This is a genomic window from Asticcacaulis tiandongensis, assembly GCF_006475605.1.
Taxonomy (GTDB): Bacteria; Pseudomonadota; Alphaproteobacteria; order Caulobacterales; family Caulobacteraceae; genus Asticcacaulis; species Asticcacaulis tiandongensis.
In genome coordinates this window covers 107,897-123,152 of record NZ_SSBC01000010.1, presented here as the reverse complement: position 1 = coordinate 123,152, position 15,256 = coordinate 107,897, and the positions used below count along the sequence as shown (strand labels likewise).

15 protein-coding genes are annotated in these 15,256 nt (G+C 56.5%); 7 read left to right on the top strand and 8 right to left on the bottom strand.

The window, feature by feature from the left end; all coding sequences use genetic code 11:
- Positions 1 to 40: 40 nt before the first annotated feature.
- Together E5201_RS04565 and ung are read right to left on the bottom strand one after the other, a co-directional pair.
- Entirely contained in the window at positions 41 to 862 is an 822-nt protein-coding gene (locus E5201_RS04565) for a GNAT family N-acetyltransferase (RefSeq protein ID WP_140984827.1), read from the bottom strand.
- Positions 863 to 944: 82 nt separating this feature from the next.
- Positions 945 to 1,634 carry a uracil-DNA glycosylase gene (gene ung, locus E5201_RS04560; protein ID WP_140984826.1) on the bottom strand — a complete coding sequence of 230 codons (690 nt, stop codon included), beginning with the start codon at positions 1,632 to 1,634 and terminating at the stop codon, positions 945 to 947.
- A gap of 191 nt (positions 1,635 to 1,825) precedes the next feature.
- Between ung and E5201_RS04555 the strand changes: the two genes are divergently transcribed.
- Entirely contained in the window at positions 1,826 to 2,368 is a 543-nt protein-coding gene (locus E5201_RS04555) for a superoxide dismutase family protein (RefSeq protein ID WP_140984825.1), read from the top strand.
- 144 nt (positions 2,369 to 2,512) lie between these two features.
- A complete protein-coding gene (clpB, locus tag E5201_RS04550) occupies positions 2,513 to 5,092 on the top strand; it encodes an ATP-dependent chaperone ClpB (RefSeq protein ID WP_140984824.1) in 2,580 nt (859 codons plus the stop codon).
- A 111-nt stretch (positions 5,093 to 5,203) separates the two neighbouring features.
- On the opposite strand, the gene E5201_RS04545 is transcribed toward clpB, so the two are convergent.
- Both E5201_RS04545 and E5201_RS04540 read right to left on the bottom strand, forming a co-directional pair.
- Entirely contained in the window at positions 5,204 to 6,130 is a 927-nt protein-coding gene (locus E5201_RS04545; protein ID WP_140984823.1) for a DMT family transporter, read from the bottom strand.
- 80 nt (positions 6,131 to 6,210) lie between these two features.
- Positions 6,211 to 6,954 carry a Crp/Fnr family transcriptional regulator gene (locus tag E5201_RS04540; RefSeq protein WP_140984822.1) on the bottom strand — a complete coding sequence of 248 codons (744 nt, stop codon included), beginning with the start codon at positions 6,952 to 6,954 and terminating at the stop codon, positions 6,211 to 6,213.
- A 63-nt stretch (positions 6,955 to 7,017) separates the two neighbouring features.
- Here E5201_RS04540 and hutG point away from each other — a divergent pair, with 63 nt between their 5' ends.
- The 3 genes from hutG to E5201_RS04525 are packed head-to-tail and all read left to right on the top strand — an operon-like array spanning position 7,018 to position 10,091.
- A complete protein-coding gene (gene hutG, locus E5201_RS04535) occupies positions 7,018 to 7,917 on the top strand; it encodes an N-formylglutamate deformylase (protein WP_246050396.1) in 900 nt (299 codons plus the stop codon).
- A 26-nt stretch (positions 7,918 to 7,943) separates the two neighbouring features.
- Positions 7,944 to 8,867, top strand: a complete 924-nt coding sequence (locus E5201_RS04530) for a bifunctional 5,10-methylenetetrahydrofolate dehydrogenase/5,10-methenyltetrahydrofolate cyclohydrolase (protein WP_140984821.1) — start codon at positions 7,944 to 7,946, stop codon at positions 8,865 to 8,867.
- Positions 8,868 to 10,091, top strand: coding sequence for an NAD(P)/FAD-dependent oxidoreductase (locus tag E5201_RS04525; RefSeq protein ID WP_140984820.1), 1,224 nt, complete (start codon positions 8,868 to 8,870; stop codon positions 10,089 to 10,091).
- On the opposite strand, the gene E5201_RS04520 is transcribed toward E5201_RS04525, so the two are convergent.
- From E5201_RS04520 to E5201_RS04505, 4 genes are all read right to left on the bottom strand, one after another.
- The gene (locus E5201_RS04520; RefSeq protein WP_140984819.1) at positions 10,088 to 10,810 is read right to left on the bottom strand and encodes a hypothetical protein; all 723 of its coding nucleotides are present in this window, start codon (positions 10,808 to 10,810) and stop codon (positions 10,088 to 10,090) included. The genes E5201_RS04525 and E5201_RS04520 overlap by 4 nt on opposite strands.
- Positions 10,800 to 11,540, bottom strand: coding sequence for a hypothetical protein (locus tag E5201_RS04515; protein ID WP_140984818.1), 741 nt, complete (start codon positions 11,538 to 11,540; stop codon positions 10,800 to 10,802). Before E5201_RS04515 ends, E5201_RS04520 begins: the two co-directional genes overlap by 11 nt.
- Before the next feature lie 105 nt (positions 11,541 to 11,645).
- On the bottom strand, positions 11,646 to 12,101 hold the full coding sequence (locus E5201_RS04510; protein WP_140984817.1) for a MarR family winged helix-turn-helix transcriptional regulator: 456 nt from the start codon (positions 12,099 to 12,101) through the stop codon (positions 11,646 to 11,648).
- A gap of 50 nt (positions 12,102 to 12,151) precedes the next feature.
- A complete protein-coding gene (locus E5201_RS04505) occupies positions 12,152 to 12,817 on the bottom strand; it encodes a J domain-containing protein (protein WP_140984816.1) in 666 nt (221 codons plus the stop codon).
- Positions 12,818 to 12,956: 139 nt separating this feature from the next.
- Here E5201_RS04505 and E5201_RS04500 point away from each other — a divergent pair, with 139 nt between their 5' ends.
- Complete coding sequence (locus E5201_RS04500) at positions 12,957 to 13,238, top strand: BolA family protein (RefSeq protein ID WP_140984815.1); 282 nt, start codon at positions 12,957 to 12,959, stop codon at positions 13,236 to 13,238.
- 135 nt (positions 13,239 to 13,373) lie between these two features.
- Positions 13,374 to 15,185: a long-chain-acyl-CoA synthetase gene (locus E5201_RS04495; RefSeq protein WP_140984814.1), complete on the top strand. Its 1,812-nt coding sequence runs from the start codon at positions 13,374 to 13,376 to the stop codon at positions 15,183 to 15,185.
- Positions 15,186 to 15,256 lie beyond the last annotated feature (71 nt).

Genomic DNA, 15,256 nt, shown 5'->3' with positions numbered 1-15,256 from the left:
TCTGGAAATCTAACGTCTAATATTAAGCGAGGCAATCATTTCATTGCGCCCCATCCTCGGAAACCGGTTTAAATTCTGCGTGATCAGACAGTCGGTAGCGCATCATGACCGCAGGCATAACCACGGCAACGCCGGAATTGGCCGTACCTATATGGATTTCAATCGAACTTTCACGCTCAAAGCCCAGAGTCTGGTAGAAGCCTTCGGCGTTCAGACCCGAGTAGCAGACAAACTCTTGCGCGCCAGCGGCCTTCGCCTCTTTTAGGCAATGATCGAACAAGCGCCGCCCAAGACCATAACCGGCATAGTCAGGGTGTGTGGCGAAATGGCGAATATGCGCTGTGCCTGCGGTTGGTTTAGCTGTTCCCGGTGCCGAGAAGCTATAGCCGCCACAGGCTGCAATCTGTCCGTCCATGTCCGCCAGCACATAATAGGTGCCGCTGGTCAGAAGCGTTGGCTCAATGTGCGTCAGGAACGGTATGATCTGATCGATCAGGTCAGACCCATAGGCATGGCTCAGGCCCTCCTCGAACGCAAAGCCCAGAGTTTCCTCTATGGTTTCCCGATCTTCGGGACGGGCCACACTCAGGGCTAGGGTTTCGACATAATCGAGCTCATCGCCCTTGTCGGCCCCGAAAAGCACCTGCTCTTCCCACGGCCAGGCCCCCTTCCAGTTTTTCTGCAAACAGACCGAATGGGCCCAGAAATCCTGCGCCAAGGGTGAAAACCGTCCGGCCCGCCAATGTGGCATCCACGTCGCCGTCAGCGCCACTGCCGCCTGCTCATTCTCTATCGTTTCCGAACAGAAGATGCAGCTATAGGGCTCAGGCGGCATGGGGATATCGTCATCATCATCGGTCATAAACGGGTCTCAGTGGTACGAACCTAATCGGAATCAAAGCTGTATAAGGGTGCGCCGCTTCCGGCAAGCTGAAAGGCCCACCTCACAACGCAGGCAGTTGCCAGTCAATAGGTTGCTGCCCCTTATCCGTCAAAAAGGCATTGGCCTGAGAGAAGTGACGGCAGCCTAAAAATCCGTTATGTGCCGACAGGGGCGACGGATGCGCCGCCTTAAGCACCAGATGACGACTTTGATCGACAAAGGCCGCCTTTTTCTGCGCATAGGCCCCCCAGAGCATAAACACCACCGGTATGTCGCGTTCATTGACTCTGGCGATCACCGCGTCGGTAAACTGTTCCCAGCCGCGCTTCTGATGCGACGCCGCCAGCCCCGCCTCAACCGTCAGCACACTATTGAGCAGCAAAACCCCCTGTTTGGCCCAATGCTCAAGGAAGCCGTGTCGCGCCGGTTCAATCCCGAGGTCGGTCTTCAGCTCCTTATAGATATTAACCAGAGACGGCGGGGTGCGCACATCGGGCCGCACGCTGAAACACAGGCCGTGCGCCTGCCCCGGCCCGTGATAAGGGTCCTGCCCCAGTATCACCACCCTCACCTGATCCAGCGGCGTCAGATTAAGGGCGTTGAAATATTCTGAGCCTTTTGGGAAGATAGTCTTTCCGGCGGCTTTTTCCGCCTTAAGAAAGGCTTTCAACGCCGCCATGTACGGTGATGCGAACTCAGGGGCCAAGGCCGCCTTCCAGCTAGTCTCAAGGGCAATAGTATCGTCCGACATCCTGTCCACCTGACGCATGATAAGGTGGCATAAAGCAATGACTCCATCAGACGGGTCAAGGCCAGCCTCCCTATTGAATCCTTACGGGCAACGGATTTTGTTACCATGCACGTATCACAGTATGTTGATAACCGTTCGCAGGCATGCCATGCTTTGCACCTGCTTCAGTCTATATTTTTAAGGGTACTTAAATGCGTAAGACGCTTTCGCTACTGGCCGTAGCCGGTATTCTCTCAGCGGTTCCGGCTCTGGCCCATAACCACACCGAATCGGGTGCAGGCACGATCAAAGGCAATGACGGCAGCGTACTGGGGCATGTCACCGCTCAGGCGGCCCCCAAAGGCGTTTTGCTGCGCGTGGACGTTAAGGGCCTCACCCCTGGCTGGCACGGCATCCACTTCCACGCCAAAGGCGACTGCGGCGATCAGGAAAAGTTCCTTAATTCCGGTGCCCATGTCCACCATCATGGCCTCGAGAAAGCCACGCACGGCCTGTTGAATGCCGAAGCCAACGATTCCGGCGACCTGCCCAATATCTTTGTCCACGCCGACGGCACGGCTCAGGTCGAACTGTTCTCGACCTTCGTAACCTATGATCCCGTTGAAGGTGACGACCGTCCGGCCCTTAAGGACGCCGATGGTTCGGCGCTGGTTATACACGCCAATCCTGACGACCATATCACGCAGCCCATCGGCGGCGCAGGCGCACGCGTTGCCTGTGCGGTAATACCGTAAAACAACTGATTTGGGTGCGACAGAATATCCTGCGCACCCGCCCCTTGTGTGGTGTAAAAATCACACCATATCGGTGTCAGAGGCGGTCGCTTAAATCAAAAAGGGCCGCCTTATATTCAATCCGCCGACATGGGGAGCCACCTTATGAATCCTGAAAAATACACTGAAAAGACACAAAAAACGATCCAGAGCGCTCAGGCGATTGCCCAAAGCCGCAATCATCAGTACCTGACGCCACTGCATATCCTTAAAGCCCTCACCGAAGATCGCGATGCCATTGCCCGTCACCTCATTGAGCGTGCTGGCGGTCGTACCGAAGCCTTTATAGGTGCCGTCGATACGGCCCTTGGCAAGCTGCCGTCCGTGCAGGGCGAGGGTCAGCAGCTTTATATGCACAACGACACCGCCAAGCTGTTTACCGAAGCTGAAAACGAAGCCAACAAACAGGGCGACGCCTTTGTCACGGCGGATCGCCTGCTCGTGGCTGCGCTCAACAATACCGAAGGCGCTAATCTGCTTAAGGCCGCAGGTATAAGCCTCGGCAAGCTGAAAGAGGCGCAAACAGAATTCCGCAAAGGCAAGCCTGCCAATTCATCAAACGCCGAATCTGGCTTTGATGCGCTCAACAAGTATGCCCGCGACCTGACGCAGGACGCGCTGGACGGCAAGATCGACCCAGTAATCGGCCGCGATGAAGAAATCCGCCGCGCCATTCAGGTTCTGGCACGCCGCACGAAGAACAACCCTGTCCTGATCGGTGAACCCGGCGTGGGTAAGACCGCCATTGTCGAGGGTCTGGCGCAGCGCATCATCAATGGTGACGTGCCTGAATCCCTTAAGGACAAGAAACTCTGGTCGCTCGATATGGGCGCGCTGATTGCCGGTGCCAAATATCGCGGCGAGTTCGAAGAACGCCTCAAGGCCGTCCTGACCGAAGTCACTCAGGCCGAAGGTCAGATCGTGCTGTTCATTGACGAGATGCACACTCTTGTGGGTGCCGGTAAATCTGATGGCGCGATGGACGCCTCTAACCTTCTGAAACCGGCTCTGGCGCGCGGTGAGCTTCACTGCGTTGGTGCAACCACGCTTGATGAATACCGCAAGCACGTTGAAAAAGACCCTGCCCTTGCCCGCCGCTTCCAGCCGGTATTTGTGCAGGAACCAACGGTTGAGGACACGATCTCCATCCTGCGCGGCCTTAAGGAAAAATACGAACTGCACCACGGCGTGCGCATTTCCGACAGCGCCATTGTCTCGGCGGCCACCCTGTCGAACCGTTATATCGCTGATCGCTTCCTGCCCGATAAGGCCATTGACCTCATCGACGAAGCGGCCTCGCGCGTGCGCATGGCCGTCGATTCCAAGCCCGAAGAACTGGATGAACTGGATCGCCGCATCGTCCAGCTTAAAATCGAGCGTGAAGCCTTACAAAAGGAAGACGATTCTGGTTCAAAGACCCGCCTTGAACGCCTCAATGGGGAACTGGCCGAACTTGAGGAAAAATCAGCCGAACTGACCCTGCGCTGGAAGGGCGAAAAGGACAAGGTCGGGGCCGCATCCCGCGCTCGCGAAGCGCTGGATCGTGCCCGTAACGAACTGGCTGTCGCCCAGCGCAACGGTGATCTGGGCCGCGCCTCGGAAATTCTTTATGGCCAGATTCCGCAACTCGAAAAGCAGCTTGCCGATGCCGATCAGGCCTCTAACGAAGCGCCCCTGACGCCCGAAGTCGTCGATGCCTCGCAAATTGCGCAGGTCGTCTCGCGCTGGACAGGAATCCCCGTCGATAAGATGCTTGAGGGTGAACGCGAAAAACTCCTGAAAATGGAGGACGAACTGCGCAAACGCGTCGTAGGTCAGGACGAAGCGCTTGTCGCCGTGTCCGATGCTGTGCGCCGTGCCCGTGCGGGCCTCAAGGATCCTAACCGCCCCATCGGTTCGTTCCTTTTCCTCGGCCCAACCGGTGTGGGCAAGACCGAGCTCAATAAGGCTTTGGCCGAATTTCTGTTCGACGACGAAACGGCCATTACCCGTCTTGATATGTCCGAATATATGGAAAAGCACAGCGTCTCGCGCATGATCGGCGCACCTCCGGGCTATGTCGGCTACGACGAAGGCGGGGCCCTGACCGAAGCCGTGCGCCGTCGCCCCTATCAGGTGGTGCTGTTCGACGAGGTGGAAAAAGCCCACCCCGATGTGTTCAACATCCTGCTGCAAGTCCTGGATGATGGTCGCCTGACCGACGGACAAGGACGCGTGGTTGATTTCCGCAACACTCTGATCGTCATGACCTCGAACCTCGGGTCGGACATTCTGGTCAATATGGACGATGAAGTGGATATCGAAACCATTCGCCCGCTGGTCATGGAGGTCGTGCGTCGTCACTTCCGTCCTGAGTTCCTCAACCGGATCGACGAAACCATCCTGTTCCATCGCCTTGGCCGTGAGAACATGAACGACATCGTCCGCATCCAGCTTAAGGGTCTGGAAAAGCGTCTGGCGGATCGGGACATGACACTCTCGATCACCGATGCCGCCCTCAGCCATCTAGCCGACAAGGGCTATGACCCCGCCTATGGCGCGCGCCCGCTCAAGCGCGTGATCCAAAAGGAACTGGTCGATGGCATCGCCAAACGCATCCTTAATGGCGACTTCAGCGATGGCGATGTCCTGAGCGTAGATTTCAACGGCGACGCCCTGACCATCAACCGCCCCACCGTCAACTAGGCAGGGCCTCAGGCCCTGCACCCGTTAGCCCCGAGGTGTGAGACCCCGACCATACCGCTCCCCCTCTCCCTCTCCCTCTCAGGGAGAGGGTCGGGGTGAGGGTTTCTTAATTTACTTCGCCCGTACCGTGCGCGTCACCAGCCAAATCCCAACACAGACCAGCACCAGCGCCATAAGGTTCTTGGCCTCAAGGATCGTCTCGCCCAGAAACAGGCCCGACAGCAGAACGCCAGCCACAGGAATAAGAAACTGGAACGTCGCCACCAGCCCCACGGGATTGAACTTCATCAATATCCCCCACAAAGCAAAGGCTACCGACGATAACAGCACCATATAGGCCAGCAAGGCCACAGCCTCAGGCCCGACCGGCCCCATATGGCCGCCGCTGATATACCCCACCACCGTCAGGGCCACACCGCCGATCCCCAATTGCCAGCCCGTCATAACAATGGCGTTCATGTTCTGCGATAGACGCTTGCCGAATATCACCGCCGCCGACAGTACAAAGGCGGCAATAACCACAAAGCCTTCGCCCATAAGCGAAAACTCAAGATCAAGCGCCCCCGGTTTGAAATTGACAACCATCACCCCGATAAACCCGAGCACGCACCCCAGCGCCTTAAGCGGCGACAGCTTATCGTTCTGATAGATAAAATGCGCCAGCAGTACGCTGAAAAACACACCCGTCGCGTTCATAATGGAGGCCTTGACGCCCGTGGCATTAGCCACCCCGACATAGAAGAACACATATTGCAAACCGGTCTGCCATAGCCCCAGAATGGCAATCTCACCTGCCTGACGCCGTGTAAAACCGAACACCTTCAGGCCGGTAAAATGCGCAAACACCAGAAGCACCAGACCGGCAAAAACAAAGCGCCAGCCGGCAAACACCAGCTGTGACGCAATATCGCTGCGTTCAATCGATAGAAGCTCGTAACCGATTTTGATGGCGGGATAGGCGCTGCCCCACAAAAAGCAGCACAAGGTTGCACAAGCGAACACGACCTTGCGGTCGCTGAAAATCTTTTGGAAATCCATAATAAGCACTCAGCCGGTCGCAAATCTCACGCGCCTGCCCTGCTCTTAGCCCGTCCGCTACACAAAGTCCAACGAGGCGCTCAGGACACCAGACGCATTGCCATCTCTGGCTCCCGCAAATACTGGCGCACGGCGCAATTGTCACTGAGCGAGCAGGCCTGACAGATGCGCGTCTCCATCGCCTCCATGTCACTCATTTCCACCTCGCGCCCCTTGAGGTGCACCCCCATGCCCTTAAGCTGCCCCAGAGCTCGCGAAAAGGTTTCCGGCTCCATCCCAAGTCCTGACGCCAGGACGGATTTGGTATAGGGCAAAGGAAAGCGCTCCGGTGCATAATCGCGCTCGGCACACAGATGCATCAGAAAGCAGCCCAACCGCTGCGACGCCTTAAGCGTCAGTAATTGCTCACGATCACGCCGCATCTGCTGCACCTGACGCGCCGAAAGCTGCAACAGATTAAGCATAAGCGCCGGATGGGCACTCATGGCCAGTCTGAAAACCGCCCGCGGAAACATCAGCGCGCGGGCGGACTCCATAATCTCCGCTGAGGTACTGTAGTGGCCACTGTCTTCCAGTAACTCCGTCTCGCCCAGTAACTGACCGGGCATAACAATATGCAAACCCGCCACCTTACCTTCGGGCGTTTCGCGATACAGCCTGACCGCCCCGCTCACCAGAAGGAAGACATGACCAGCCACCTGTCCGCACCTGAACAGATGGTCTCCCTTGGTCAGATGTCTTGTCTGAGCCGAGGCCCCAAGTTGAACGCGGGCCTCAGGGGACAAATCGGCAAACAAATCCGGCGCTATTTTTGCTAAAGGCATCAACCCCTCCGAATCATTTTTCAGCAACACAACTAATGATTGAATGCCATCGGTTAACAATTCATGGAAGCGCGCAACCTGATTTCTGATGGTGCCGCGTCACGGTCGCTTGACAAGGCCTTGCGCAACCGTTCCACTGCCGTAATGTCAGCCTCTCCGCATTCCCTTAACGCGCCCTTCATCAGCCATCAGGGCACCTCACCTCTGGTTATCGCTGCGCCACATGTCGGCACCTGTTTACCGCCTGACATTGCCAGACGGATGAACGACACCGGCCTGAGCGTCAACGAAACAGATTTCAATGTGCATCGTCTGTTTGACTTTGCACAGACCGAAGGCGCATCTACCCTGTGGGCAACCCATTCGCGGTATGTGATCGATCTGAACCGCGCGCCCGACAGTTCACCTCTGTATCCGGGACGTTTTGAAACCCCGCTGTGCCCGCTGACCGACTTTGATCTCAACCCGATCTATAAGGCCGGTGAGGAACCGGATCAGGCTGAGATAAACCTCAGGCGACAACAGTTGTGGTGGCCCTATCATGCCGAGCTTGAACGCCTGCTTGAGGCCGCCCGCGAACAACATGGCTTTGCCCTCCTGATCGATGCCCATTCCATCAGGCCGGAAATACCGACCCTGTTCGAAGGCCGCCTGCCCGACCTTAGTTTCGGCACAGATGACGGCCAGACCGTCACCCCCGCCCTGAAGCTCAAGCTTCAGGACTATCTCACCATAAGCCCGTTTTCCGCCGTGCTCGATGGCCGGTTCAAGGGCGGCTACACCACCCGCGCCCACGGACGCCCCGAAGATGATATCTATGCCGTACAGGTCGAAGTTGTGCAGGACGTCTATCTGGATATGGCGGCACCGCAAATCTTCGACGAAGACCGCGCCCAACCCCTTATTGACGCCCTGAAGGTGCTCACCAAGGCCTTGCTTTTGGCGGCAAAAAGGGTCAATTGAAACCCGATTAATTCCGGAGCCTGATCATGACCGTTACCGTTCCCTCTCCACGTGGCAATATCATCGATGGCTTCGGTTACGCGAAGGGACTGCGTGAGCGGATCACCACTCAGGTCGCGGCCCTCAAGGCTGATCATGGCCTTACGCCCTGTCTTGTGGTGGTCATTGTCGGTGAAGACCCCGCCAGCCAGATCTATGTGAAAAACAAGGGCGAAACCACCAAGGCCGTCGGCATGGAAAGCCGCACCATTACCCTTCCGGCAACCACCTCTGAGGCTGATCTTCTAGCATTGGTAGCAGAACTTAATGCAGATAAGGCCGTCAATGGCATTCTGGTGCAACTGCCTTTGCCGGAACATATGTCATCCCTTAAGGTGATTGACGCTATCGATCCGCTGAAGGACGTGGACGGCTTCCACATTCAGAACGTCGGCAAGCTGTCGGTCGGCCTTGAAGCGATTGTCCCCTGCACGCCGCTGGGGTCGCTGATGCTCCTGAAGGACGCGATCAAAACGCATGGCAACGGCAGCCTGTCGGGCCTGAACGCCGTCATCGTCGGACGCTCGAACATTGTCGGCAAGCCGATGGCCCAGCTTCTGCTCAATGAAAACTGCACGGTCACTGTCGCCCATTCGCGCACACAAAATCTGGCTGAGGTCTGCCGCAGCGCCGACATTCTCGTGGCCGCTGTCGGTCGTCCTAAATTCATTAAGGGTGACTGGGTCAAGGACGGTGCCTATGTCATTGATGTCGGCATCAACCGCATCGATACCGCAGATGGCAAATCGAAAATCGTCGGCGATGTGGACTTTGACGCCGCCAGGGAACGTGCCACGGCCATCACCCCTGTGCCACGCGGTGTAGGCCCGATGACCATTGCTTGCCTCCTGAACAACACGCTCCACGCCACCCGCCTGCAACACGGCATCGCTGCCCCGCAAGAGGCATAGATGTCAGGCGTCGTCATTATCGGCGCCGGTCATGCCGGCGGCTCGGCAGCGGCCTTTTTACGCCAATACGGCTATGAAGGTCCGATCACCCTGATCGGCGCGGAACAGAGCCTGCCCTATCAGCGCCCGCCCTTATCAAAGGCATGGCTCAAGGGTGAGGCCGGTGAAGATGACCTTCAGCTACGCCCGCAGGCATTTTATGATTCCAACAATATAACTGTACATCTTTCGACATCGGTCGAAGCGATAAATACCGATGCACAGGAAATCATCCTTCCCACGGGTCGCTTGGGTTACGACCACCTGATCATTGCGACAGGCTCCAAAGCGCGACCGTTTACACTCCCTTATGCGGATGAGACACCCTATTTTACTCTACGCACTATTGAAGATGCCGAACGGCTAAAACCGCGGCTTATTGCCAACGAACCCATAGGTATTATTGGCGCCGGTTATGTGGGGCTTGAAGTTGCCGCCGTAGCCCGCAAACTGGGCTGCATCGTTTCGGTTTTTGAACGCGAAAACCGTATATTGTCGCGTGTAGCTTCCCCCACCTTGTCTGCCTTCTACACCCGTATTCACAAAGACAATGGTGTACTTCTGTACACTGATGCACAGATCAAATCCATTCAGCCGCGCAGTGACGACGTAACCGTCGCCATGCAGTCGGGCGACAGCTTCCCGTTCCATGCTCTGCTGGTCGGCATTGGCGCGCTGCCTGCCGATGATCTGGCTCAGGCCGCGGGTATCACCTGCGCTAACGGCATAGTCGTCGATGCTGAGGCCCGTACCTCAGTGGCCAATGTCTTTGCCATAGGCGATGTTACCTCGCGTGAAATCAAGCCGTGGTATGAGGGCCGCTACCGCCTTGAGAGCGTGCCCAACGCCCTTGAACAGGCCAAACAGGCCGCTGCCGCCATTACCGGCTTCAAAGCCCCGACACCCGAAGTTCCATGGTTCTGGTCGGATCAGTACGAATACAAACTTCAGATTGCGGGCATTTCCCGCGCTGACGCGCAGCTGATTACACGCGGCGACCCCGACAGCGGCGCGTTCAGCGTCTTTCACCTAAACGACAATCAACAGTTGATTTGCGTCGAAGCCGTCAACCGCCCCGCTGACTTCATGGCCGGAAAGCAACTGATCGCCAAACAGGTCCCGCTGGACGCCGCCATTATCCGTGACGCGGACGCCTCCCTCAAACCGCTTCTGGCCCGCTATTAAGCCAGCATGTTTTTCTTATGTTTGGGCAAGGGTTTGCGTTTCGGCTTGCCGCCCGTTGAAGGCGCTTCAGGAGGCGGCATCTCTGGGGCAGTAGTCGCCATTGCGGAAGGCAACGCAACGGACGTTACCTTCTCAGGCACAGCCTTTTTGCGGGCATCTTCCAACCGCAGCAGATCAGCCTGAGCCGCTTCGATCATGGCTTTGATCGTCGCCTCCTCGTCCCAGACAGTCTTGAAGTCGTGCAGAGCCTGCCAGACCTCAATATTTTGCTGAGTGATGGTCTTGTCATACTTCACCATTTGCGGCTTTTGAGTGGGCTCCGCAGGCCCTTCAGGCGCATCCAGCGCCTTGCGCAGATCATCAAACAACTGGCCGGATTTTTGGTGCAATATCCGCACATGCCCAAGTCGGGCCTCAATGACTGCCAGCAGTTCACGCGCATACTGAAGCTGAAGCCCCCCCCCGGCGCCTGCGGCGCGTTTAAGGTGATAGGCGATACTGTCATAGATAAGGCTGACACTGGCGCTAGTACGTTTGCGATACAGATACTGCCCGGCAAAATGCCCCAGCCCCCAGCCTAATAACCCTACACACGCTATGATCAGCAGAAAAAGAAGTATCAGCCGAAAGTCCAGCATATAGAACAGGCTGTCCCCCGTGCGCTCATAGACAGAACCGCCAAAGGGATCGGCAAAATCATCAGGTGTGTCAGGATACATGAGGTTTATGTCCTGATGATTTAGCCTGCAAATGCCCATGCGCCAGACCGTCAGGCGGCGACCAGCCCTCTGCCCTGAGCAATTGCGTCTGCGCCCCATGATAATAGGCGTGTATCAGAACCTTGTCCCGCCACAGGTCAGACAGCTTCTGCAAAGCAAGCCACAGACGCGCGGCCCTCGATAGCGCGAAAGACCTCCCCTTAAGCTCAGATGATGCCTCGGCAATCGCAGTACAATCCGAAACCGGTGGCACAATCTGACCGCTTTGATTGACGGCTATATTAATCACCGTGCCGTTGGCACCCACAGCCCCACCGACCGGGCCAGCCCCCTGACGCCGCCTGATATCTTCGGCAGTCTCTGCACGCTCGCCCGTCGGTGACAGGGCGCTCGACAAGGCCTTGGTGCGGGTTTCCAAAAGTTTGGCAAAAGCATTCAAACGACCAAAGGCGCTTTCATCGGCCCCAAGTACAGCCTTAGCATGGGTCTCTACATCGGACTGGCTGCCCGTAGTTCCGTCCGAAATCGCCCTGTTTACCTGATGTAGCCTGCCGGATATATCCTGTCCCTGCCTCAGGCCACGGCGGAAGGCGACGAAGGCACAGATGGCCGCAACAGACACACAGACAAAGATCAGGCTGGCCCCGAGGATTGTGGTCAGCAACAGATCATGCAAGCGCGCTTCATCCGTAAAGCCGCCAGACGCAGATGTATAATAATCGTTGTACATGCCCCCGCCCCGCTGCCTGTGCTACCCCTCACACGACAAAAAGGTTAACAGAAGGATTTAAGCGAGGCGAGTCCTAAGACTGACAGTGAGGCGACAAATTTAGGCTCAGGTTTTGCTCTGGGCTTTGATCGCAGCATCCTCGACACGACGCAGCAGGTCTTTGAGGGTCTGGATTTCCTCCGGTGACAAACCAGCCAGGACTTCTTTTTCATATTCCACGGCGGAGGGAGACACGTCGTCAAACAGCCTCTGCCCCTCAACGGTGAGGATTAGGTGGTGTGAACGACCATCATGCTCATGCGGGGCGCGGGTGATCAAGCGACGTTTGGCCAGCGCCTGAGCGGCACGGGAAATGGTCACCTTATCCATGCCGGTACGCTTGACCAGCGCCTGCTGCGTCGAAGGCCCGTCCTCGTTCAGCACCCAGATCAGACGCCATTCCGGCACCTTAAGGGCATAGAGACTGTCATAGGCCGTCGAAATAAGGCTTGAGACCGCATTGGAGGCGACCGAAAGGCGGTACGGCAGGTAGTTATCCAGAGCCAGTTTTGTAAAAGCCATCGATGCCTCCTGATTCGTATAGACATCCACAGGATGCAACGAATTTCAGCCTATGCCAAAGCCATTTTTTTCAGCACCTTATAGGCCTTGATGACACGCTGGAGCTTGTCTTCAGCGGACCGGTCACCACCGTTATTATCCGGGTGACAACGCTTAAGGAGTTCGGTGTAACGCGCACGTACCTCTGCCGGATCGGCACCGGCCTCAAGGTCAAGGTCTGCATAGGCCTGACGCTCGATCTTACCGTACTGACGCTTGGAGGCTTCGGCCTTCTCACGGATCGGCGCGGCACCGGCCCCAAAGACGCTATGGGGGTCATAGAAACCATTCCCCTTACCGGTTTTGGCGGTAAAGGCTGCGGCTTCACGACTGGCGGATGAGGCCCGAAAGGCCCATGTCGGACGACCGCCGGTCATGGTGGCTTCGCGATGCTGCTTGGCCTCACCTTCGCTCATGCCGGCAAAGAAGTTCCAGTTTTTGTTATATTCGCCGGCGTGCTGCTGACAGAACTGATAGTATTCGTTCATCATTTCACGCGACTTGGGCGCGCGCGCACTGGCGGCGCGGTGGCATTCCGGCCATTCGCAGCGTACCTGACCGGGCTTGAGCGACAGGACATCATCCTCAGGACGCTTACCCTGAACCTCACCCTCCTTGGGCGGGCGGATACGCATATCCAGACCAAACTTCGGTTTAAATTTATACCCTTCGCTCATTACGAACGTACGCCCCTGATAAAGCCCTCATGTCAAAAGCGGAGACCGACTTTTGAAAAAAACATGCGGCGTCAGATTAAATAATAACAGACTCACCCCATATGGGCGCTCTAGCATAGAGCTTCAATGAGGTAAAATTATGGGAATGATCACCGACCGCATCACCGCCAAACTCACCGAGGCCTTCCAACCCTTGCGTCTGGAAGTCACCGACGACAGCGACAAACATAAAGGTCATTCGGGCGCACGTGAAGGGGGCGAGAGCCATTTTTCTGTGTTCATTGTCTCAGAAAGCTTTGTTGGGCAGAACCGTGTGGCCCGTCAGAGACAGGTCAATGCCGCCTTGCGCGAAGAACTGGCCGGGCCGGTACACGCCCTGAGCCTGCAAACCTTGACACCTGATGAGGCGGAAAAGGGCTGAATAAAGGCCGGGCGATAACTTTCCGTTCACGTCAATTTGTGAATAGCCAATTCGCAAATTGGATATATGTTTGTGTTTAAAGTCATTTGTCTGTCTTACAGACAGTGAACACAAAACAATAACGGAGGTGACCGGATGAAGTTGACGGACAGGGTCAAGCGCGAGTTCATTTTCCTTAAGCGCCTGCTGCGTCTTCTGAAACGCATCAAGTCTATTTCTCCGACCTCTGCGGAACTGATCTGCGATAATTTTGAGGCGGTCGTGGATAAACATGCCACCCGTCCGGCCCTGCTGTTCGAAGGGCGCACCCTGACCTATGCCGAGACAGACGCCCTGGCCAACCGCTATGCCCACTGGGCGCGCGGACGGGGTCTTAAGGCGGGCGATACGGTCGCCGTCATGCTGCCTAATCGCATAGAATATTTCCCCCTCTGGCTGGGGCTGAACAAGATCGGTGTGGTCGCCGCCCTGATCAATAATTCACTTACCGGTGCCGGACTGGCGCATTGCGTCAATATATCTGATGCCCGAATCAGCATCGTCGATTCCAGCACAGTCAGCGCCTTTAATGAGATCGAATCCGAATTGACACTCAGCCAGACCGTCTGGGTGCTCGATCTGGCGCGCGAAGACGAAACTGAGCATCGCCGTTCGCTTATGCATGCCCTCAAGAGCGTAAGCTCAGTGCGGCCTGACAAGGAATTGCGCCACGAACTGTCATCCGCCTCGACCGCGCTCTATATTTATACCTCCGGCACCACAGGTCTTCCCAAGGCCGCAAAGATATCCAACGCCCGTGTTCAGCTCTATATGAAGGCCTTTGCCGGTGTGACCGGCATGACGCCTGATGACCGTATCTATATTGTCCTGCCGCTCTATCATTCGACAGGCGGACTGTGCGGCATGGGGGCGGCCCTGCTTAATGGCGCATCGGTTTGCCTTAAGCGCAAGTTCAGCGCCTCGGCCTTCTGGAGCGATATCACTCAGCATAACTGTACGCATCTGGTCTATATCGGCGAACTGTGCCGCTATCTGATCAATTCGCCTCCGGCTCCCAATCCTGATGACGAGAAAAAGCACAAGCTCCGCATGGCCTTTGGCAACGGGATGCGGCCCGAAGTCTGGGAAGAATTCCGTAAGCGTTTCCGCATTCCGGTGATTGTTGAGTTTTATGGCTCGACTGAAGGCAATGTGTCCTTGTTCAATCTTGATGGTCATCCGGGCGCGATCGGACGGGTGCCCTCCTACCTCAAGAGCCAGTTCAATATCCGTTTGGTACGCTTTGATGTCGAACAGGAAATCCCCGAACGTCGCATGAACGGCCTGTGTTATGAATGTAAGCCCGGTGAAATCGGTGAGGCTATTGGTGAAATCGCCAGCGACCCGCGCCATGCCTATAGCGGCTATGCCGATAAGGCCGCATCCGAGAAAAAAATCCTGCGGGATGTCTTCAAGAAGGGCGATCAATGGTTCCGAACCGGCGATCTGATGCGTCAGGACAGGGACGGCTACCTGTATTTCATTGACCGCATCGGCGACACCTTCCGCTTCAAGGGAGAAAATGTCTCCACCTCAGAGGTCGCAGAATACTGCGCCCGCGCTACCGGCGTGGATGAGGCCATCGTCTATGGCGTCGAGGTGCCTCATTATGATGGCAAGGCGGGTATGGTATCGCTGATTGTGGATGACAACTTTGATATCACGGCATTTGGCGAACATGTGCGTGATCACCTGCCAACCTATGCGCGGCCACGCTTTGTCCGCCTGTTGCAGGAGGCAGAAACCACCGGCACGTTCAAGTATAAGAAAATGGATCTGGTCAAGGCAGGCTATGATCCGGCCTTAGTCACAGACCCTCTGTTTGTTCTGTCTCCGGATAGCGACACCTATGTGCCGCTTGATGCGGCCTGTTACGGCCTGCTGACAGATGGTGAATACCGCTTCTGAGCCCCCCCCCCTTCTCCTCCCTGCGCTGAAGGCATGGGTGGTGCCTGAGCAAAACGAGGGCGGACAAACAG